Genomic DNA, 19,591 nt, shown 5'->3' on the forward strand with positions numbered 1-19,591 from the left:
AAGCAAACCCTATTCGGACCACACCTCAGAACGCACACCAGCCGACGCAGATCACGACGACGTGGGCGTCGGCGGTTCGACGGCGGTGGTGATGTCCGGCGAGGTGGTGATGGTCGGCGGTGGGGGCTCGGTGGGCTCCGGCGACGACGGTGCGGGTAACGGAATCGTCACGACGGGTGCGGGTTCCGACGATTCGCCCATCGACGCCGAGGGCACTGGTGTGCCCGGCGCCGACTCCGACCGCTCGGCCACCGTCGGCTCCGGCCCCGGTCCGGTGTCGGCGGGCGGCCGCACCACGTCACGCTGCTCGGGCAGGGGCGGCGTGAAGACCGTGCGGTCCAGCCGGTACACCTCGGGGGCGGGGTCGACAGCCCGCACGTCCGGCCGGGCCGCCATGCCCCGCAACACCTCCGGCGCCGCTCGGACCACCGCCGCGTAGACGCAGGCGCAGCCGGTGCGGTACGCGGCCGCCTCGGCGGTCGCCACCTCGGCGCCGCTGGCGTAACGCGCCCGCAGCTCCCGCTCGCCCGCGCCGTCGCCGGCGACCGCGGTGGCCCTGGCCCGGTAGTCGGCGGCTTCGGTCTCCTTACGGGCCGCCACCTGGTCCATCCCGGCGACCACGTCGTCCGGCACCCGCAGCGCGGGAATCTTGACGATCTCGGTCTGCCGCCCCGGCAGCGGAACCCGCCCGAAGACCGTCGAGACCGGAACGTCGCCGAGCACCGTCGCCAGCCGCTGCGGCGGCAGGTACGCCACCAGTGTGACGAGCGCGTAGGTCCCGTCCCCGGCGGCCGGGGCGGACTCGGTGAGCGCCGCCAGGTCGGCGGCGGCGGACCGCAGGTAGCCGGGCACGGAGTCGCCGTCGACGACGCCGACCCGGGTCACCTCGCCCACCGTCCGGTCGCCAGGCGGAGTCTCGTCGGCGGCCCAGAGCGCGGTGCCCAGCACCGCCGCCGCGGACAGCGCGGCCGCCCAGGTGAGCACCCCGGACCGGGTCGGCCGGTCGCCCAGCCGGGTCACGGCCCGGGTCAGCGGCGGCAGCAACCGTTGGTCCAGCTGCCGCAGCAGGTTGCCGGCGCGCACGGGCGGGATCCCCTCGTCGGATCGGTGTCGGGCGGTCGCCGCTCAGTCACGCAGGATCTGGAGCGCGCGGTCCAGATCGTCAGGGTAGTCGCTGACGAACCGGACCTCGTCCCCCGTTCGGGGGTGCAGGAAGCTCAGTTCGCGGGCGTGCAGCCACTGTCGGGCCAGGCCGAGGCGGGCCGAGAGGGTGGGGTCGGCACCGTAGGTCAGGTCACCCACGCACGGGTGCCGCATTGTGGAGAAGTGCACCCGGATCTGGTGGGTCCGGCCGGTCTCCAGTCGGACGTCGACAAGGCTGGCCGCCGGGAACGCCTCCAGGGTGTCGTAGTGGGTGATGCTCGGCTTACCACCGGAGACCACCGCCCAGCGGTAGTCGTGGGTGGGGTGCCTGTCGATCGGCGCGTCGACGGTGCCGCGCAGCGGGTCCAGGTGACCCTGCACCACCGCGTGGTAGCCCTTGTCCACCTCGCGGTACTTGAAGGCCCGCTTCAACGCCGTGTACGCCTGCTCGCTCTTGGCCACCACCATGATCCCGGTGGTGCCCACGTCGAGCCGGTGCACCACGCCCTGCCGCTCGGCGGCGCCACTTGTGGAGATGCGGTGCCCGATCGCGGCGAGGGCGCCGATCACCGTCGGGCCGGTCCACCCGGGGCTGGGGTGGGCGGCCACCCCCACCGGCTTGTCGACCACCACGATGTCGTCGTCGGCGTAGACCACCCGCAGGCCGGGCACGGCCTGCGGCACCACTGTCGGCGGCGCGACCGGGGCGGGCAGCGTGACGTCCAGCCAGGAGCCGGCCTTGACCTTGTGCGAGTTGGCCCGGGAGGTGCCGTCGACGAGCGCGTCCCCGGCGTCGACAAGGGCTGCGGCGGCGGTGCGGGAGAGCCCGAACAGCCGGGACACCGCCTGGTCCAGTCGCATGCCGTCGAGGCCGTCCGGGACCGGGAGGGAACGGTGGTCGCCGCCCGCGGCGAACGCGGAGGTCATGCCCGCTCCCGCTGGTCCGCGCCCTGGGGGGCGTCCGTCTCGACCGGGGCGCCGTCGCGTCCGGCTCGCCGGCCGTCCCGCTGCCGGCCGGTCAACTCCAACAGCATGGCCAGCAGCACACCGCAGACCAGTGAGCTGTCGGCCAGGTTGAACACCGGCCAGACCTGGCCGTACGGGTCGAACAGGCTGATCATGTCGACCACGTGCCCGTGGAAGGGCGCGGGGGCCCGGAAGATCCGATCGACGAGGTTGCCCAGCGCACCGCCCAGCACCAGGCCGAGACAGATCGCCCACGGCAGCGAGCGCAGCCGCAACGCCATCCAGACGATCCAGCCGATCACACCGATGGTGATCAGCGGGAAGATCCAGGTGTGGTCCGCGCCGATGCTCCAGGCGGCGCCACTGTTGCGGGTCAGGCTCAGGTAGACGAACCCACCGAGCAACCGGACCGGCTCCCGGTCGGTCAACGCGGCAAGCGCGAGGTGCTTGGTGACCAGGTCGGCCAGCAGGGCCACCAGGGCGACTCCGGCGAGAATCGCCACGGCCCGGGGCCGGCGTTTGTCGCCACCCGGGTCGGTGCGGCCGGGTTCGGCGGACGGTGCTGCGGTCATGCGCTCCCCATCGACAGTCTCGGCGGTGATCGCTCACCGTCTCATCGCCGCCGGGGAGCGGACCTCAGCGCCGCTCCTCCAGCTGCTTGCACGTCACACACTGGGTGGCCGACGGGAAGGCGGCGAGGCGCTCGACCGGGATCGGGTTGCCGCACCGCTCGCACCAGCCGTAACCACCCTCGTCGAGACGCTCCAGAGCGCGCTCGACCTGTGTGATCCGTTCCAGAATGCTGTTGGCGAGAGAGATCTCCTGCTCCCGCTCGAGCGTCTTGGTGCCCGTGTCGGCCTGGTCGTCCCCGGCCGAGTCGGTCAGCCGATCGCGCTGCAGCTCGGTGATCTCACTCAGCGTCTGATCGTACTCGGCGCGAAGCTCGTCCCGCCGCGCCGCCAGCGCCGCCCGGATCTTCTCGGTCTCCGCGGTGCTGCGGGTGGCCTTGGCCACCGGCTTGCGCCCGGCGGTCCTGGTGTCGGCTGGCTTCGCCATGGGTCGCTCCCTCGGCCGGGGAGCCGCGCTTGTCCGCGGCACCTGGTCAGGGGGCGTCAACCACAACGTCCCCTAGATGTACGAAAAGGGGCGCACGGCGACGATGGCCGCGCACTCCGGAGGTTGGCAAGAATACGGAACGTACAGGCGTCCGACAACGTGCCGCACCGTCGCACCGCTCAACTACCCCTAGCCCTGCCCAACTGGGGCAAAAGGAACGCTAGCAGGTCAACCGACCGCCTCATCCCCGTACTCGCCAAACCATCGGGCCAGCCGACCCCGCCGACTGACCGCCCGCAGCCGCCGTTCGGCGGCGTCGCGCACCCCGGCCGTCGCCACGATCAGCAGGCTGTCGCCGGTCTTCAGCCGGGTGTTCGGGTTGGGCACGAAACCCACCCCGTCGCGCAGCACCAGGGTGACCGACGCGCCCAACGGAAGCCGTAACTCGTCGACGTGCACGCCCGCCAGCCGTGAGCCCGGCGGCACCTCCAACTGAAGCAGGTCCGCCCGCATCCGTTCCAGCGGCGCGGTCTCCAGATGGATCTCGGTGGCCTCCGCCGGCGCGGTCACCCGCAGCCGGCGCGCGAACGGCCCCAGCGTGCTGGTCTGCACCAGCGTGAAGATCACCACCAGCACGAAGACCACGTCGAAGAGGCGCTCCGCCCCGGGCACCCGCTCGGAGAGCGGAATGGTCGCCAGCACGATCGGCACCGCCCCGCGCAGCCCGGCCCAGGACAGGAACGCCTGTTCCCGTAGCCCGACCCGGAACGGCAGTGCCGAGACGGCCACCGACAGCGGGCGGGCCAACAGCACCAGGGCCAGCCCCGCGACCACCGCCGGCAACACCGCCGCGTCCAGCCGACCCGGCGAGGCCAGCAACCCGAGCAGCACGAACAACCCGATCTGGGCGAGCCACGCCAGCCCGTCCGCGAAGCCGAGGATCGCCTGCCGGTGCGACAGCCGGGCATTGCCCAGCAGCACCCCGGCCACGTAGACGGCGAGGAACCCCGAGGCGTGCAGCACCGCCCCCGCCGCGTACGCCAGCACTGTGATGCCCACCGTGGCGATCGGGTAGAGCCCGGCCGAGGGCAGCGCGGCCCGGCGCAGCGCCCAGATGCCGGCGACGCCCGCGCCCACGCCCACCGCCGCGCCGACGCCCAGCTCGTAGCAGACCAGCCCGACCTCGTACCACCACGGATGTGACAAGCCCTGGTGCGACAGCAGCACCACAAGCAGCACCACCGGGGCGTCGTTCATGCCCGACTCGGCCTCCAGCGTCGCCACTATGCGGGGCGGCAACCGCAGTCGGCGCAGGGTGGCGAAGACGGCCGCCGCGTCGGTGGACGAGAGCACCGCGCCGTAGAGCAGCGCCAACCGCCAGTCCAGCCCCAGTAACAGGTGGACGGCGACGCCGACCACCACGATGCTCACGACCACGCCGACAGTGGAGAGCGCGGACGCCAGCCCGAGCACCGGTCGCAGCGTGGACCACCGGGCGGTCAGACCGCCCTCCGCGATGATCACGATCAGCGCGCAGAAGCCGAGGGTACGGGTCAACTCGACGTCGTCGAAGTGGATGCCCAGGCCACTCTCGCCGATCGCCACGCCCAGCGCCAGATAGACCAGAAGGCTGGGCACACCCAGCCGGGTGGAGAGTCGCACCGCGCCGACGGCGACAAGCAGCACGGCCGCTCCCAGCAGCAGCGCGACATCGAACCCGGGCGTCACGGCTGCCTGGCCCGGGCGTTCCTCACTCGGCGGATCCGTCGCGCAGTCGGCGCAGCACCTCGGACACGTCCGGGCCGGGCCGATCGACGAGGAAGAGTTTGTCCCGACTGGCCGCGCCGGCGCGCAGCGCGACCTCGGCCCGCCGGACACCCAGGGCCGCGGCCAGGGCCCGGCGAGCCGCCTCGGTCGCCCGACCGTCGACTGCCGGTTCGTGCACCGCGATCACCAGGGCGGGCCCGTGCGGGCCGTCGAAGCGGCCGCCCACCCGGGCGGACGAGGCGCCGGGCTTCACGCGTACCGCCACGGTGAGCGTGTCCTGCGCGGGCACCGGGGCCGCTTCAGATCGGCCGGGCGTCGGCGAGCAGGGCGGTTGCCGGCGCACAGTGCGCGCACGGGGTGAAGCCGAGCTCGGCGGCCTCGGCGACCGGCAGCGTCTCGGGCACCCGGCCAACGAGGTGCGCGCAGCTGGCGAGGTGGTAGCGGGGGTGGCCGTCCACCACCTCGACGGCGTCGGTGAGTCGCGCCACCCGGGCGGCCTCGGCGGGCGTGACGAGTTGCTCGGCCGGCTCGCCGGCGGACGGGACGCCCTGGCTCAGATCGTCGTCGGTCGACGGGGCCGGGCTGACCGGACTGGCCGAAGGGGACGCGTCGTCGAGCAGCGCGTCAGCGGGTGCCTCGTTGTCGACCGACGGCGCGGGTGGTTGCCGCCACCCGGCGCCGCCGGTACCAACAGTCGTGGGCACGTGCTGGACCGGCACCTCCGGCTCGACCAGCGGCGGTCCGTACGCGACACCCGGCGTGGCCTGGCTGGCCGTGTGGGGTGCGTCGGGTTGCCGCCGGCCGGTCCGGCCGGGATCCGCCATCGCGCGGTTGGCGGCTGCCTGGCGAGCACCCACCACCAACGCCACGGCGGCCAGCAGACTGGCCGCGATGGAGATGATCAACATGAAGCTGGAGCCACCGGCCAGGCCGAGCACCAGGAGCACCACCGCGACGAGGATGAGCAGGAGACTTGCGACTATCACGGCTCACCCCCGCCGCGTCGTACCGTCCAGACAAGGCCGGCGACCGTCACCATTGCCGGAGAGCGATCGCCGGCCGGCGCTCAGCGTCCGGCTTCGAGGGCGCCGGAGCGCCCGCTGCCGTACGAACCGGCGAGACCCGCGGCGGCCAGCCCGTTGCCGCCGGCGACCCGGCCTGCCTCAGAGCGGGTCATCTCGGCCTCCAGCCCCTGGCCACGACCATCGAGGTCACGCAGCTGGCTCTCCAGGTACGCCTTGAGCCGGGTGCGGTACTCACGCTCGAACTGCTTGAGCTCCTCGATGTGCTTCTGCAGGGCCGTGCGCTTGGCGTCCAGGCCGCCCATGGCCTCCTGGTGCCGCTGGCGGGCGTCCCGCTCGAGTGCGTCGGCCTTCGCGCGAGCCTCGCGGGTCACCTCCTCGGCCTTGCCGCGGGCCTCGGAGAGCAGCTGGTCGGCCTCGCGGCGCGCGTCGGACACGTGGTCGTCGGCGGTGCGCTGGGCCATCATCAGCACGCGCAGGGCCTGCTGCTCGCCGTCACCGGTGACGCCGCCGGCCGGACCGCCGGTCGCGCGGACCTGCTCCAGCTCGGCCTGCATCGCGCGGGCGGCCTGCTCGGCCGCCGACTTGTCGCGCTGCACCCGGTCCAGTTGGGCCTTGACGTCGTTGAGCTCCGCCGCCAGTCGGGCGTCGCCGCCGGGGCCTGCGGGGGCACCGCCACGGCCGCCGCGCTCCACCTGGGCGCGCAGCTCGTTGTTTTCCTCGATGAGACGGGCGAGCTCGCGCTCGACCTCGTCAAGGAAGGCGTCGACCTCCTCCTCGTCATACCCCCGCTTGCCGATCGGCGGCTTTTTGAAGGCGACGTTGTGGACGTCGGCCGGGGTCAGCGGCATCGAAACTCCTCGGGTCAGTTGCGGCCGCGAAAGCGCGTCGGTCATCAGGCAGATGCCCTGATCGACGGCCCTAACACGAACTCCATCAGCACGAACAGGATAACCAGGAGCACAAGGGAGGCCAGGTCGATGCTCACGGTACCAATTCGCAGCGGAGGGATCACACGCCTCAACGCGTTGAGAGGGGGATCAGTGACGCTCCACACGGATTCCAATCCTGCCGATGCGCCACGGCCCGGTTGCCAGCGCCGGCCGTACTGCAGGACGGCGCTCAACACGAACCGGGACAGAAGAAGAAGCAGGAAGACATAAAGGATCAGGTACAGCACTTGCAGTAAGATCGACAACACGGTCAGCGACGTCCCTCGGGTCGGGCGGGGTCAACTCAAACTGAAAAAGCCGCCCTCAGCGATCTTGGCCTTGTCCTCAGCGGTGACCTGGACGTTAGCCGGTGAGAGCAGGAACACCCGATTGGTCACGCGCTCGATCGTACCGCGCAGGCCGAACGCCAGCCCGGCCGCGAAGTCAACCAGACGGCGGGCATCCGCCTCATCCATTTCGGTGAGATTGATGATCACCGGGACGCCGTCGCGGAAGTGCTCGCCGATGGTGCGCGCCTCCCGGTAGGTGGTCGGGTGCAGCGTCGTGATCTGGTACCGCTGCTCCTCCTCGGGCAGTGCCCGCTCACGCGACGTGACCTGCGGCGCGAGGGCCAGATTGTCCCGGGTGTGGTACGTCAGCGCACCGGACGTCTCGCCCGCCGACGAGCGGGTGATCGACCGTACGCTGGACCGCTCGACCCGTTCCGCACGCTCGCCGTCACCGCGCTCGGACTCGCTCAACCGCCCGCTCGTCCGCTCGGAGAGTCGACCCCGCTCACTGGCGCGCGGCCGGGGAGCCGGCGGCTCCTCGGTGTCGTCCTCGTCCTCGTCGGCGAACTCCTCGGCGTACCGGCTCTGCCGGTACCGCGAGTCGCGGTAGCCACCCTTGTCGTAGCCACCGTCGTCGTAGGCCCGCTCGTCGTCTTCTTCGACCAGACCGAGCCAGACCCCCGCCTTGCGCAGTGCACCCATCCCGCGCCCTTCCGTCCGCCGTGCGGCACGCGCCCCCGTGCCATGTCGCCCGTCGCGAGTGGACAACCATGCCCATCGGACCGGAACCGCAATCCCCCCAGCACGCGATTCGCGTCGCGTGCACGACCCCGACCAGGAGACGCCGCCCCTGAAACAACACTGATGTAATTTGCTTGTCTCGCGGTCAGGCTACCGCAGCGTGGGACGCATTCCGAGCAACGCGCTACCGACGCGGACATGTGTCGCGCCATATCGGATCGCTATCTCGAAATCTCCACTCATGCCCGCGGACAGTGCGGTGGCTCCCGGATGGACCGTCCGAAACACACTGGAAACCTCCGCGAGTCGGGCGAAGGCCCGGTCCGGCTCCCAACCGAGCGGGGCCACCGCCATCAGACCGACGAGACGCAACCCCGGCGCGTCGGCGATCGCCTCGGCCACCGGTTCCAACCCGGCGCCCGGGTCGGCCGAACCGGGCAGCGCGCCGCCCCGGGCCGCGTCGCCGTCGATGCTCACCTGGACCAGGGCGTCCAGCGGCACCTCCCGGTCGGCGGTCGCGGCCGCCAACGCGCGAGCCAGCCGGACGCTGTCCACGGAGTGCACCGCGTCGGCGTAGCGGACCACCGAGCGGGCCTTGTTGCGTTGCAGTTGACCGATGAAGTGCCAGCGGGGACGTACCCCGGCCGCGGCCACCTCGGCGGCCTTGCCGGCCGCCTCCTGGTCGCGGTTCTCCCCCACGTCGGTCACCCCGAGCCCGGCCAGCGCCACCACGTCGCTGGCCGGGTAGGTCTTCGTCACGGCGATCATCGTGACCTCGGCGCGGTCCCGACCGGCCTGCGCGCAGGCGTCGGCGATGCGGGACCGGATCTGGGCCAGGCCGGCCGCCAGTTCGGCGTGCCGGTCCGGTCGTACCGTGGCTGAGCTGTCGGTCATCGGCGGTGCTCAGGACCCGTTCTTGAGGAAGTCGGGAACGTCCACGTCGTCGAAGAGCACGCGACGCGGCGACTGGGCCGGTGCCGGGTTGCTGACCGGCGCCGGCACCGGGGTGCTCTGCGGCGCCGGCTGGTTGGTGTTGGTCTTTCGGGTCGGCTCGGCCGCCTTGTACGCCGGAGTGCCGCCGTCGAAGCCCGCCGCGATGACAGTCACCCGCACCTCGTCGCCGAGCGCGTCGTCGATGACCGCGCCGAAGATGATGTTGGCGTCCGGGTGGGCCGCGTCGGTGACCAGCTGGGCCGCGTCGTTGATCTCGAACAGGCCCAGGTCGGAGCCGCCGGCGATGGAGAGCAGCACGCCCCGCGCGCCGTCCATGCTCTGCTCCAGCAGCGGGCTGGAGATGGCCGCCTCGGCCGCCTCGACCGCGCGGTTCTCCCCGCGGGCGCTGCCGATGCCCATCAACGCGCTGCCGGCGCCGCTCATCACGCTCTTGACGTCGGCGAAGTCCAGGTTGATCAGACCCGGGGTGGTGATCAGGTCGGTGATGCCCTGCACACCGGAGAGCAGCACCTGGTCGGCCGTACGGAACGCGTCCATCATGCTGATGTTGCGGTCACCCAGGGCCAGCAGCCGGTCGTTCGGGATCACGATCAGCGTGTCGCACTGGTTGCGGAGTTCGTCTATTCCCGTCTCGGCCTGCACCTGGCGGCGCTTGCCCTCGAAGGAGAACGGTCGGGTCACCACGCCGATGGTCAGCGCGCCGAGCTTGCGGGCGATGTTGGCCACCACCGGCGCGCCGCCGGTGCCGGTGCCGCCGCCCTCACCGCAGGTCACGAAGACCATGTCGGCGCCCTTGAGCACCTCCTCGATCTCGTCGCGGTGGTCCTCGGCGGCGTTCTTGCCGACGTCGGGGTTGGCGCCGGCGCCCAGGCCGCGGGTCAGCTCCCGGCCCACGTCGAGCTTGACGTCGGCGTCACTCATCAGCAGCGCCTGGGCATCGGTGTTGATCGCGATGAACTCGACGCCCTTGAGCCCAACCTCGATCATCCGGTTGACGGCGTTGACCCCGCCGCCCCCGATGCCGACGACCTTGATGACCGCCAGGTAGTTGTGCGGAGGTGTCATCTCCGGTCCTTTCCTTCGAGATTGGCTTCGGCCGACCGGGTACGGCGTGGCCAGACCAGCGGCCGACGACAGCTGTCACCAGCGAGGCTCAGAGGTGAACCCTCACCCTCTACTAGAGGCTTACAGTTATGTCAACCACTGTTCCTCTTCCGGGCAACGTAAGCGCCACCGCGCGATGAGCCAAGGACCCGACCGGCGTGTCGCCGAGCCGAGCGCGACGGGTCACCCCCGCGGGCGCTCCCCGATCAGCGAAAGGTCACCACGTCGGGCGCGCTCACGTCGATCCGGGCGGCGTCCTCGCCCAACAGGGCGGTGGCCACCCGGGCCTTGTCCGTGCCCCGGGTCGCGTCGCCCCAGACCACCGTCCGATCGCCCCGCAACCGCAGGCTGATCCGGGCCAGCCCCTCCACCTGCAGGTCCACCAACTCCGTGCGGAGCTGCGGCGTCAGCGCGGTGAGCACCTCCAGCGCGGCCCGGGTGCCCGGGTCGTCGGCGGCCGGACGGCCCACCGTCACCTGCGGCAGATCGGCGGGACGCCGGTCCACCGTCCGGAACGCCACCCCGGTCCGGTCGATCACTGCGAACGCCTCCCCCTGCGGCACCACCGCCACCGGAGTCCGCTCGGTCACCCGCACCACCAGCGCGCCGGGCCAGTCCCGGGAGACAGTGGCGCGCTCCACCGCCGGCAGCGCGCCGACCCGGCGGGCGGCGGCGGCCAGGTCCACCCGGGCCAGCGGCACCCCGTCCGGCACGCCGACCGCGTCGTGCACCTGCACCGGGGTGACCAGGCCGGCGCCCTCCACCCGCACCTCCCGGACCCCGAACAGCCCGGTGCCGAGCACCGTCCAGGCGACCAGCCCGGCCAACGCGAGCACCCCGGCCGCCACCGCCCACGGCAGCGCCGCACGCATCCGACGCTGCCGGGCCCGCGCCATGAACCGGCGGGTCGACGGAGGTACCGCGTCGCGGCCCGCCCGGACCAGCTGCCACCGCCGCGCCGGGCCACGGCGCGGGGCGCCACCCTCGGCGGCGCTGGTCCGCCCCCGGGCCGGGCCGGGGCTCATCCGGCCAGAGGGGCCGCGCCGCCGGGCGCGGCGGTGCCACCGAGAGCCGCTCCGTCGCCGCCGGCCGCGGCCCCACCCCGCACCGAGTCGGCGATCACCGGGGACGAGGCCGCCGGGTCGACGGTCGCGGTCGGGCCGGCCGTACGCTCACCCAGGGCCGCCAGCAACTCGTCACCCATCAGCGAGATCGGCGGCGCGCCCATGGTGACCACCACGTCGCCCGAGCGGGCCCGACGGGCCACCTCGACCGGCGCCGCCTCCCACGAGTCGACGAAGACCTTGCGGTCCTCGGGCAACGCCACCGCCGCGATCAGCGCCGCCGAGCCCTCGCCGGGCTGCCGCAGCTCGCCCGGCCCGAAGACCTCCAACAGCACCACCTCGTCGGCGATGGCCAGCGCCTCGGCGATCTCCGCCTGGTTGTCGCGGGTGCGGTACAGCCGGTACGGCTGGAAGACGACGATCAACCGTCCGTCCCCGGCCACCTCGCGCAACGTCTGCATGGCGAGCGTCATCGAGGTCGGGTGGTAGGCGTACTCGTCGTAGACAAGCACGCCGTCGGCGACACCCTTGCGCTCGAAGCGCCGTCGCACGCCGGGGAAGACCGCCAGCGCGGCCTCGGCCGCCTCCAGCGGCAGCTCGAGCAGGTACGCGGTCAGCACCGCGGCGGCGCTGTTCAGACCCATGTGCCGCCCCGGCACCGGCAGGCGGAACTCGCCGAGCGACCGGCCGTCGATCGCGGCCAGGTAGCGCACCCCCCGCGCGGAGGAGACGATCTCGGTCAACCGCAGGTCGGCGTCGGCGGCCTCGCCGTAGGTGTACACCCGCCGCCCCTCGGCGCGCAGGCTCTCGGCCAGCCGCCGACCGCCCGGGTCGTCGGCGCAGGTGATGATGAACCCGTCCGGGTCGGTGAGGCGGGCGAACTCCACGAACGCCGCCTCCAGCGTCGCGTAGTCGCCGTAGGTGTTCAGGTGGTCGGCCTCGACGTTGGTGATGATCGAGACGTACGGGCGGTAGATGAGGAACGAGCGGTCACTCTCGTCCGCCTCGACCACGAAGTGCTCGCCGGTGCCGTGGTGGGCGCCCGAGCCGACCTCGGAGATCTCCCCGCCGATCACGAAGGACGGGTCCACACCCGCCTGCTGGAGCACCATCGTCACCATCGAGGTGGTGGTGGTCTTGCCGTGCGTGCCGGCGACGGCCACCGCGCGACGGCCGGTCATCGCCGCGGCGAGGGCCTCTGAGCGGTGCAGCACCCGCAGGCCACGCCGACGCGCCTCGACGAGCTCCAGGTGGTCCTGCGGAATGGCCGACGAGTAGACCACGGTGTCCACGCCGTCGAGGTTGCTCGCCTCGTGGCTGAGGTGGATGGTGCCGCCGAGCGCCCGCAGACCCTCCAGCGAGGGCCACTCCCGCAGGTCGCTGCCGGAGACCCGGATGCCGCGGGTGAGCAGCAGCCGGGCCACGCCGAGCATGCCCACCCCGCCCACCCCGATCAGGTGCACGGCCCCGAGGTCCTCCGCGGTGAGCGTGCCCGCCGGCGTGAACTGCGCGGTCATCGGGCCACCGCCGCGATGACGAAGGAGCGCAGCGCCTCGTCACCGTCGCGCCGCCCGTACGCCGCCGCGGCGCCGCCCATCGCGGCCAACCGCTGCGGGTCGCGGACGAGGGGGATGACGGTGCGCTCCAGCCAGTCCGGGGTGAGCTCGGCGTCGTCGACAAGCAGCCCACCGCCGGCCTCCACCACGGGCAGCGCGTTGCGCCGCTGCTCCTGGTTGCTGTGCGGGTACGGCACGTAGATCGTGGGCAGCCCGATCGCGGCCACCTCGGCGACCGTCATCGCGCCACCCCGGGCCAGCATCAGGTCGGCGGCGGCGTAGCCCAGCTCCATCTCGGACAGGTAGGGCAACGTCACGTACGGCACCGGCAGGTCGGTGGGGATCGGCACCGGCTCGTTGCGCGCGCCCATCACGTGCAGCACCTGCACGCCGTTGCGGGCCAACTCCTTGGCCGCCCCGGACACCGCCAGGTTGATCGAGCGGGCGCCCGACGAGCCACCGGAGACGAAGAGCACCGGCAGGTCCGGGCGCAGCCCGAAGTGGGCGCGGGCGGCGTTGCGCAGCGCGTACCGGTCCAGCCCCGCGATCGTGCGGCGCAGCGGCACCCCGACGATGGTCGCGTCGCGCAGCGACTCGGCCTGGCTCGGCTGGTGGGGGAAGCCGACGGCGATGTTCTTCGTGAACTTCATGCCCAGCCGGTTGGCCACGCCCGGTGGCACGTTCACCTCGTGGATCACCATGGGCATCTCCCTGCGCCAGGCGGCGAGGTAGGCCGGCACCGAGACGTACCCGCCGAAGCCGACGACCACGTCGGCCTTGACCTCGTCGATCACCTTGCCGGCGGCGCGGGCCGCGGTCCACATCCGGCCCGGGGTACGGACCAGGTTCATGTTGACCGACCGGGGCAGTTGGTACGCCGGGATCTGCCGCAGCTCGTAGCCGTGCGGCGGGATCAGGTCGTTCTCCATGCCGCGCGGTGTGCCGAGGCAGGTGATCCGGACGCCCGGGTCGTGTCGGCGCAGGCAGTCGGCGAAGGCGAGCAGCGGGTAGACGTGCCCCCCGGTGCCACCTCCCGCGAGCACCACCGAACGCAGCGGACCCATCAGCGTCTCCTCTCGCTCGCCGTACCCCCGCGGTTTCGGTCCTGGCGGACCCCGCGTGGCGCGGCCTGGTCGTCATGGCGCCGCTCGCGGGACCGGGGCACTGACCCTCGGCCAGCCGGCGGCGTCGCCGGTCGGCGGCGCCGGCCGGGTAGCGGCGGCAACGGGGCCCAGAGTAGTCGGACCCACCGGGCCGGCGGACGGGCATGCAGTGCTCTGGCCGCATCGGGCTCGGCGCGGGCGAAGGACGCCAGCATGCCGATCGCGGCCAACGTCACGACCAGGGCACTTCCGCCGTCGGAGATGAACGGCAGCGGCAGGCCGGTGATCGGCAGCAGCCCGACCACCCCACCGATGTTGATCACCGCCTGGCTGACCAGCCAGGTGGTCACGGCGGCGGCGGCGAGCCTGCGGAACGGGTCGTCGACCCGCCGGGCGATCCGCAACCCGGTGTACGCGAGGACCGCGAACAGGCTGAGGATGACGACGCACCCGATCACGCCCAGCTCCTCGGCGATGATCGCGAAGATGAAGTCGTTGTGCGCCTCGGGCAGCCAGTCCCACTTCAGGCTGCCCTTGCCCAGCCCGACACCGAACCAGCCGCCGTGCTCGATGGCCAGTCGACCCTGGTAGACCTGGTAGCACGGGTCTCCGCACTCGTCCGGCGGCGGCGGGTTGAGAAAGAGCGTCAGCCGCGCCAGGCGGTAGTTGTCCGAGCCGCGCTCACCGGAGCCGGCGCCCAGCGAGGCCACCGCGATGAGCAGGCCGACGCCGAGCAGACCGACCACCGTCAGGGCGCCGAAGACCCGCATCCGTACGCCGGCGGCCCAGAGCAGACCGACCACCAGGGCCAGCAGGCAGAGCATGGTGCCCACGTCGTTGTAGCCGACAAGCACGAAGAGCAGGCCCATCACCGGGAAGAGCGGGGTGGCCAACTCCCGCCACCAGCCCAGCGCGGCGCCCTTGCGGGCGATCAGGTGCGCGCCCCAGAGCACCAGCGCGAACTTGGCCAGCTCGGAGGGCTGCACCTGGATCCCGCCGATGAACAGCCACAGCAGCCGCGCCTCGATCGGGCCGATCCGGGCGGAGTCCTGTTGGGTCAGGCGCGCGTACGCGAGCAGCAGGTTGAGCACCAGCAGCAGCGCGATCGCGGTGAACAGCATCGGCCGACCCAGCGACCGGTAGGTGCTGGCGGGCAGGCGTTGGCAGGCCCAGAACACCCCGATGCCGATCACCGCGAAGATCGCCTGTTTGGTCACCGAGGCCGAGGCGTTGCCGTCCTCGGCGTAGTCCTTCACGCTGGTCGCCGAGAAGACCATGGTCAGCCCGATCAGCAGCAGCAGGCCGGCGCTTGACAACAGCAGGTAGTAGGAGGCCAGCGGCCGCTCCAGCAGGCCGCGCAGCGCGGCGAGCCCGCCGGCCGCGTCCAGCCCGCGCAGCGGCACGGGCGGCGTCGGTTCCGGCGCGCGCGCTGTCGCTCCCTGGTCCGGGCCGCGCGCGTCGTCCGGCGGCGCGACGGACCCCGTACCGCCCGGCGGCGCGCCCGGTTTCGGCTCCCGCGCCGTCGGGCCGGGTTCCGGGCCGCGCCGGTCGCCAGCGCGGCGGGACGGCACGGTGGCCGCCGAGCCCACTGGTCGCCGCGGCCGGCCGGTCGGCCTGTCGTCCCTGTCGTCGGTGCCTGGTTCCTCCCCCACCCCGACATCATCACCGCTAGCCACGCCCGGCGGGCCCACAACGAAACCCCCGGCGTGTCGAACAGCAAAGATCCGCGCGACGTCGCGGACGGTGCTGCCGCGGAACTCGTCGAGGCAGCACAGTCACCGACGTCGCGCGGATCGTGGAAAGACGCCCGCTCGAACCGGACGGAGATCAGGTCATGTTGGCAAGGAACTCGCTGTAGAACAGGCCCAGGGCGATGGCCACCCCGATGCCGGCGATGATCCAGAAACGCACCACGATGTTGACCTCACTCCAGCCGGCCAGCTCGAAGTGGTGCTGGAGCGGAGACATTCGGAACACCCGTTTACCTGTGGTCTTGAAGGAGATGATCTGGATCACCACGGACATCGTGATGATCACGAAGAGCCCGCCGATGATCGGCAGCAGCAGGATGGTGCGGGTGGACATCGCCATGCCGGCGATCAGACCGCCCAACCCCAACGCCCCGGTGTCGCCCATGAAGATCCGCGCCGGGGACGTGTTCCACCAGAGGAAGCCCACACAGGCCCCGGCCGCCGCCCCGGCGATCAGCGCGATCTCCAACGGGTCGCGGACCTCGTAGCAGTACGGCTGGGTGTAGTTCGGGTCGGCGCACCAGTGCCGGTACTGCCAGAACGCGATGAGCGCGTACGCGGCGAGCACCATCACCGACGCACCGGTGGCCAGACCGTCCAGGCCGTCGGTGAGGTTGACGCCGTTCGTCGCGGCCATCACCACGAAGATGAAGATGATCACCGCGCCGACCTTGCTGACCTCCAGGAAGTCGATGTCCCGGATGAAGCTCAGCGTGGTGCTGCCCACCGTCTCGGTGTTTGTCGCCAGGCCCGAACCGTTCGTCATGGTGCTCGGGAACCACAGCGCGATCACCCCGAAGACCGCCCCGACCAGGATCTGCCCGAGCAACTTGCCGCGCTTGTTCAGCCCGGCGCTGTTGCGCTTGCGCACCTTCAGGAAGTCGTCGAGGAAACCCACAGCGCCGGAGAAGACCATCAGCCCCAGCAGCACCAGCGCGGTGATGGTCGGCTCCACCTGGGCGATCTGCTGGTCCGGCAGGGTGGTCAGGGCCAGGTGCCCGGCCACGTACGCGATCACCGTGGCCAGGATGAAGACCACGCCACCCATCGTGGGCGTGCCCTTCTTGCCCTGGTGCATGGCCGGGCCGTCGGAGCGGATCGGCTGACCGGCCTTGAGCCGGGTGAACACCTTGATCGCGATCGGGGTGCAGAACAGCGAGACGATGAAGGCCACCCCGATGGCGACGATGACCGCCCTCATCGGGTCGACTCCCCACCGGCGTCGGCGCGCAGGGCGTCGGCCACCTCCCAGGTCCGGTACCGGGAGCCCTTGACCAGGACGACATCGCCCGGTCGTAGCTCGCCCCGCAGCACCTCGACGGCCGCCGCCTGATCGGTGAGCAGCACCGACTCTCCTCCCCAGTTCGCTACCGCTGTCGCGCCTTCGTGAATCGGCGCGGCCGGCTCGCCCACCACGAGCAGCCGGTCGACACCCAGCTCGGCCGCGAGTCGGCCGACCTCGGCGTGCCCGTCGTACTCGAACGGACCCAGCTCGGCCATGTAACCAAGCACCGCGACGGTACGCCGACCCTCGCCGATGCTGGCGAGCGCCCGTACCGCCACCGCCATCGAGGCCGGGTTGGCGTTGTACGAGTCGTCGATGACGGTCACCCCGTCGGGGCGGTCGAAGACGTCCATCCGGCGGGTCGACACCAGCCCCAGCTCGCCGAGGGCCGTCGCCAGCTCGGCCAGCGGCATGCCCAGCTCCCGGGCCACCGCCGCCGCGGCGAGCGTGTTGCCGACCTGGTGCCGGCCGGTCAGCCCGAGCCGCACCGGCGCGCGCCCCTCCGGGGTGACCAGGGTGTACGACGGGTGCCCCCGCTCGTCCAGCGTGACGCCCTCGGCGCGCACGTCGGCGTCCGGCGCCTCGCCGTAGCGGACCACCCGGGCCCGGGTCCGGCTCGCCATCGCGTCCACCCGCGGGTCGTCGGCGTTCAGCACGGCCAGCCCGTCCGGCGGCAGGGCCTCGACCAGCTCGCCCTTGGCCAGGGCGATGTTGTCCTGCGAGCCGAACTCGCCGATGTGCGACGTGCCGACGTTGAGCACCACGGAGATCCGGGGCGGTACCAGCTCACACAGGTAACGGACGTGCCCGATGCCGCGGGCGCCCTTCTCCATCACCAGGTAGCGGGTGTCCGGCCCGGCCCGCAGCGCGGTGTACGGGTGCCCCAGCTCGTTGTTGAACGACCCGGGCGGCGCCACAGTGGCACCGAGCCGGGCGGTGAGCTGACCGATCAGGTCCTTCGTGGTGGTCTTGCCGGAGGAGCCGGTGACGCCGATCACCGTCAGGCCGGGCAGCCGGTCCACGGCGGCGCGGGCCAGCCGGCCCATCGCGGTCAGGGCGTCGTCGACGAGGACCATCGGCACCCCGGGCACCTCGCGGCTGCCGAGCACCGCCACCGCGCCGGCCTGGATCGCCGTCGCCGCGTAGTCGTGCCCGTCGACCTTCTCGCCCGGGAAGGCCACGAAGAGCGAGCCGGGCCCCACCTTGCGGGAGTCGAACTCCACCGAACCGGTGACGGTGGCGGCCGGGTCGGCGCCCACCAGCCGCCCGTCGACCGCCGCGGCCACCTCGGCCAGGCTCAGCGCGATCATCGCCGGCCCGCCAGGTCCCCGAAGCGGGCCCGCAGCGCGTCGGCCAGCTCGACGCTGTCGTCGAACGGAAACACCTCGCCCGCCACCTCCTGGCCCCGCTCGTGCCCCTTGCCGAGCAGCGCGATCACGTCGCCCGGCTCGGCCAACCGAACCGCCTCGTCGATCGCGGCGCGCCGACCGGACACCTCGATGATCCGGGCGGCAGTGCCGGCCCGGTACGCCCCGGCGAGCACCTCGGCGCGGATCTCCGCCGGATCCTCGGTACGCGGGTTGTCGTCGGTCACCAGCACCACGTCCGCTCCCTCGGCGGCGGCCGCTCCCATCACCGGCCGCTTGCCCCGGTCCCGGTCCCCGCCGGCGCCGATCACACAGATCAGCCGGCCGACGCTCAGCTCGCGCAGCGCGGCAAGCGCTGCCACTATCGCGTCCGACTTGTGCGCGTAGTCGACCACCCCGCGCACCGGGCCGACGCTGTCGACAAGCTCCAACCGGCCGGGAACACCACCGCAGGCGGCCACGCCCGCCGCCGCGGTCGCCGGGTCCACCCCGGCGCCCACCAGCGCGGCGATGGCCAGCAGCGCGTTCGCCACGTTGTGCCGTCCGGGCAGCGCCACCCCGCCGGACAGGACCACCCCGGCCGGGCCGTGCGCGGTGAACCGCTGGGCGTACCCCTCGCCGTCCACGCCGTCGGCCCACCAGGTCGCGGCCTGGTCACCGGCCGCCGAGTAGGTGACGGTCGCCGGCTTGTGCAGCGGCTGCAACGCCGGGTCGTCGTGGTTGAGCACCTCCACCGCGCAGCGCCCGTCGAAGAGCTGGGCCTTCGCGGCGAAGTAGTCGTCGCTGTCGGCGTGGAAGTCAAGGTGGTCGGAGCCGAAGTTGGTGTATCCCCCGACGGCGAACCGCACACCGCCCACCCGGCCCATCGCCAGCGCGTGGCTGGAGACCTCCATGACCACGGCGGTGACCCCACGCTCGCGGGCGGTGGCCAGCATCGCGTGCAGGTCGGTCGCCTCGGGGGTGGTGCGCACGCTGTCGATCACCAGGTCGCCGAGCCGGGTCTCCACGGTGCCGATCAGCCCGGTGGTGTGCCCGGCGGCCCGCAACCCCGACTCGACGAGGTACGCGGTGGAGGTCTTGCCGGCGGTGCCGGTCACGCCGATCACGGTGAGCGCGGCGGTCGGGTCGCCGTAGACCGCCGAGGCCAGCTCGCCGAGCACCGCGCGGGGATCGGGCACCACGAGGGCGGGCAGGCCGCTCGCCGCCGCCAGCTCGGCGCCGGCCGGGTCGGTCAACAGGGCCACCGCGCCGGCCTCGGCGGCAGCGGCGGCGAACTCCGCGCCGTGCCGACGGGCGCCGGGCAGCGCCGCGTACAGGTCGCCGGGGCGAACCTCCTGGCTGGCGTGGGTGGCCCCGGTGACGGTCACCGTGGCGGCCTCCGCCGGGAGGTCGACGGCGAGCCGGACGGCGAGATCACCGAGCCGGACTCCGGTCACGGTACGTGGACGTGGATTGCCGGGCACGGCGTCAGACCCTACCCGGTCGTCCGG

At 72.5% G+C, this 19,591-nt stretch carries 19 protein-coding genes; all 19 read right to left on the bottom strand.

Going from position 1 to position 19,591, the window contains the following annotated elements; genetic code table 11:
- Positions 1 to 51 precede the first annotated feature (51 nt).
- The 19 genes from ACQPWW_RS25070 to ACQPWW_RS25160 all read right to left on the bottom strand — a co-directional run bounded on the left by ACQPWW_RS25070 (position 52) and on the right by ACQPWW_RS25160 (position 19,564).
- Positions 52 to 1,083, bottom strand: a complete 1,032-nt coding sequence (locus ACQPWW_RS25070) for a hypothetical protein (RefSeq protein WP_433125949.1) — start codon at positions 1,081 to 1,083, stop codon at positions 52 to 54.
- Positions 1,084 to 1,125: 42 nt separating this feature from the next.
- On the bottom strand, positions 1,126 to 2,070 hold the full coding sequence (locus ACQPWW_RS25075; RefSeq protein ID WP_357251084.1) for an RluA family pseudouridine synthase: 945 nt from the start codon (positions 2,068 to 2,070) through the stop codon (positions 1,126 to 1,128).
- Positions 2,067 to 2,681: a signal peptidase II gene (gene lspA, locus ACQPWW_RS25080; protein ID WP_433125951.1), complete on the bottom strand. Its 615-nt coding sequence runs from the start codon at positions 2,679 to 2,681 to the stop codon at positions 2,067 to 2,069. The genes ACQPWW_RS25075 and lspA overlap by 4 nt, the downstream gene beginning before the upstream one ends.
- A gap of 64 nt (positions 2,682 to 2,745) precedes the next feature.
- On the bottom strand, positions 2,746 to 3,165 hold the full coding sequence (locus tag ACQPWW_RS25085; RefSeq protein ID WP_124770807.1) for a TraR/DksA family transcriptional regulator: 420 nt from the start codon (positions 3,163 to 3,165) through the stop codon (positions 2,746 to 2,748).
- 228 nt (positions 3,166 to 3,393) lie between these two features.
- Positions 3,394 to 4,893, bottom strand: coding sequence for a potassium/proton antiporter (locus tag ACQPWW_RS25090; protein ID WP_433125953.1), 1,500 nt, complete (start codon positions 4,891 to 4,893; stop codon positions 3,394 to 3,396).
- A gap of 22 nt (positions 4,894 to 4,915) precedes the next feature.
- A complete protein-coding gene (locus ACQPWW_RS25095; RefSeq protein ID WP_433125954.1) occupies positions 4,916 to 5,221 on the bottom strand; it encodes a DUF167 domain-containing protein in 306 nt (101 codons plus the stop codon).
- Between the two features lie 10 nt (positions 5,222 to 5,231).
- Positions 5,232 to 5,918: a hypothetical protein gene (locus ACQPWW_RS25100; protein ID WP_433125955.1), complete on the bottom strand. Its 687-nt coding sequence runs from the start codon at positions 5,916 to 5,918 to the stop codon at positions 5,232 to 5,234.
- A gap of 80 nt (positions 5,919 to 5,998) precedes the next feature.
- On the bottom strand, positions 5,999 to 6,805 hold the full coding sequence (locus tag ACQPWW_RS25105; protein WP_357251070.1) for a DivIVA domain-containing protein: 807 nt from the start codon (positions 6,803 to 6,805) through the stop codon (positions 5,999 to 6,001).
- Between the two features lie 44 nt (positions 6,806 to 6,849).
- Positions 6,850 to 7,155, bottom strand: coding sequence for a YggT family protein (locus tag ACQPWW_RS25110; protein ID WP_030334503.1), 306 nt, complete (start codon positions 7,153 to 7,155; stop codon positions 6,850 to 6,852).
- 30 nt (positions 7,156 to 7,185) lie between these two features.
- A complete protein-coding gene (locus tag ACQPWW_RS25115) occupies positions 7,186 to 7,878 on the bottom strand; it encodes a cell division protein SepF (RefSeq protein ID WP_357408470.1) in 693 nt (230 codons plus the stop codon).
- 189 nt (positions 7,879 to 8,067) lie between these two features.
- Complete coding sequence (locus ACQPWW_RS25120) at positions 8,068 to 8,811, bottom strand: YggS family pyridoxal phosphate-dependent enzyme (RefSeq protein ID WP_433125957.1); 744 nt, start codon at positions 8,809 to 8,811, stop codon at positions 8,068 to 8,070.
- 9 nt (positions 8,812 to 8,820) lie between these two features.
- Positions 8,821 to 9,936: a cell division protein FtsZ gene (ftsZ, locus tag ACQPWW_RS25125; protein ID WP_357069549.1), complete on the bottom strand. Its 1,116-nt coding sequence runs from the start codon at positions 9,934 to 9,936 to the stop codon at positions 8,821 to 8,823.
- A 245-nt stretch (positions 9,937 to 10,181) separates the two neighbouring features.
- Complete coding sequence (locus ACQPWW_RS25130) at positions 10,182 to 11,000, bottom strand: cell division protein FtsQ/DivIB (protein ID WP_433125958.1); 819 nt, start codon at positions 10,998 to 11,000, stop codon at positions 10,182 to 10,184.
- Positions 10,997 to 12,556 carry a UDP-N-acetylmuramate--L-alanine ligase gene (gene murC, locus ACQPWW_RS25135; RefSeq protein ID WP_433125959.1) on the bottom strand — a complete coding sequence of 520 codons (1,560 nt, stop codon included), beginning with the start codon at positions 12,554 to 12,556 and terminating at the stop codon, positions 10,997 to 10,999. The genes ACQPWW_RS25130 and murC overlap by 4 nt, the downstream gene beginning before the upstream one ends.
- Positions 12,553 to 13,659, bottom strand: coding sequence for an undecaprenyldiphospho-muramoylpentapeptide beta-N-acetylglucosaminyltransferase (murG, locus tag ACQPWW_RS25140; protein ID WP_433125960.1), 1,107 nt, complete (start codon positions 13,657 to 13,659; stop codon positions 12,553 to 12,555). The genes murC and murG overlap by 4 nt, the downstream gene beginning before the upstream one ends.
- Positions 13,659 to 15,101, bottom strand: coding sequence for an FtsW/RodA/SpoVE family cell cycle protein (locus ACQPWW_RS25145; protein WP_433134548.1), 1,443 nt, complete (start codon positions 15,099 to 15,101; stop codon positions 13,659 to 13,661). The genes murG and ACQPWW_RS25145 overlap by 1 nt, the downstream gene beginning before the upstream one ends.
- 424 nt (positions 15,102 to 15,525) lie before the next feature.
- On the bottom strand, positions 15,526 to 16,650 hold the full coding sequence (mraY, locus tag ACQPWW_RS25150; RefSeq protein WP_425776933.1) for a phospho-N-acetylmuramoyl-pentapeptide-transferase: 1,125 nt from the start codon (positions 16,648 to 16,650) through the stop codon (positions 15,526 to 15,528).
- Complete coding sequence (locus ACQPWW_RS25155) at positions 16,647 to 18,044, bottom strand: UDP-N-acetylmuramoyl-tripeptide--D-alanyl-D-alanine ligase (RefSeq protein WP_433125962.1); 1,398 nt, start codon at positions 18,042 to 18,044, stop codon at positions 16,647 to 16,649. Before ACQPWW_RS25155 ends, mraY begins: the two co-directional genes overlap by 4 nt.
- Entirely contained in the window at positions 18,041 to 19,564 is a 1,524-nt protein-coding gene (locus ACQPWW_RS25160) for a UDP-N-acetylmuramoyl-L-alanyl-D-glutamate--2,6-diaminopimelate ligase (protein WP_433125963.1), read from the bottom strand. The genes ACQPWW_RS25155 and ACQPWW_RS25160 overlap by 4 nt, the downstream gene beginning before the upstream one ends.
- Positions 19,565 to 19,591: the final 27 nt, after the last annotated feature.

The sequence above is a fragment of the Micromonospora sp. CA-240977 genome (assembly GCF_050942285.1).
In the GTDB taxonomy this organism is placed as follows: Bacteria; Actinomycetota; Actinomycetes; order Mycobacteriales; family Micromonosporaceae; genus Micromonospora.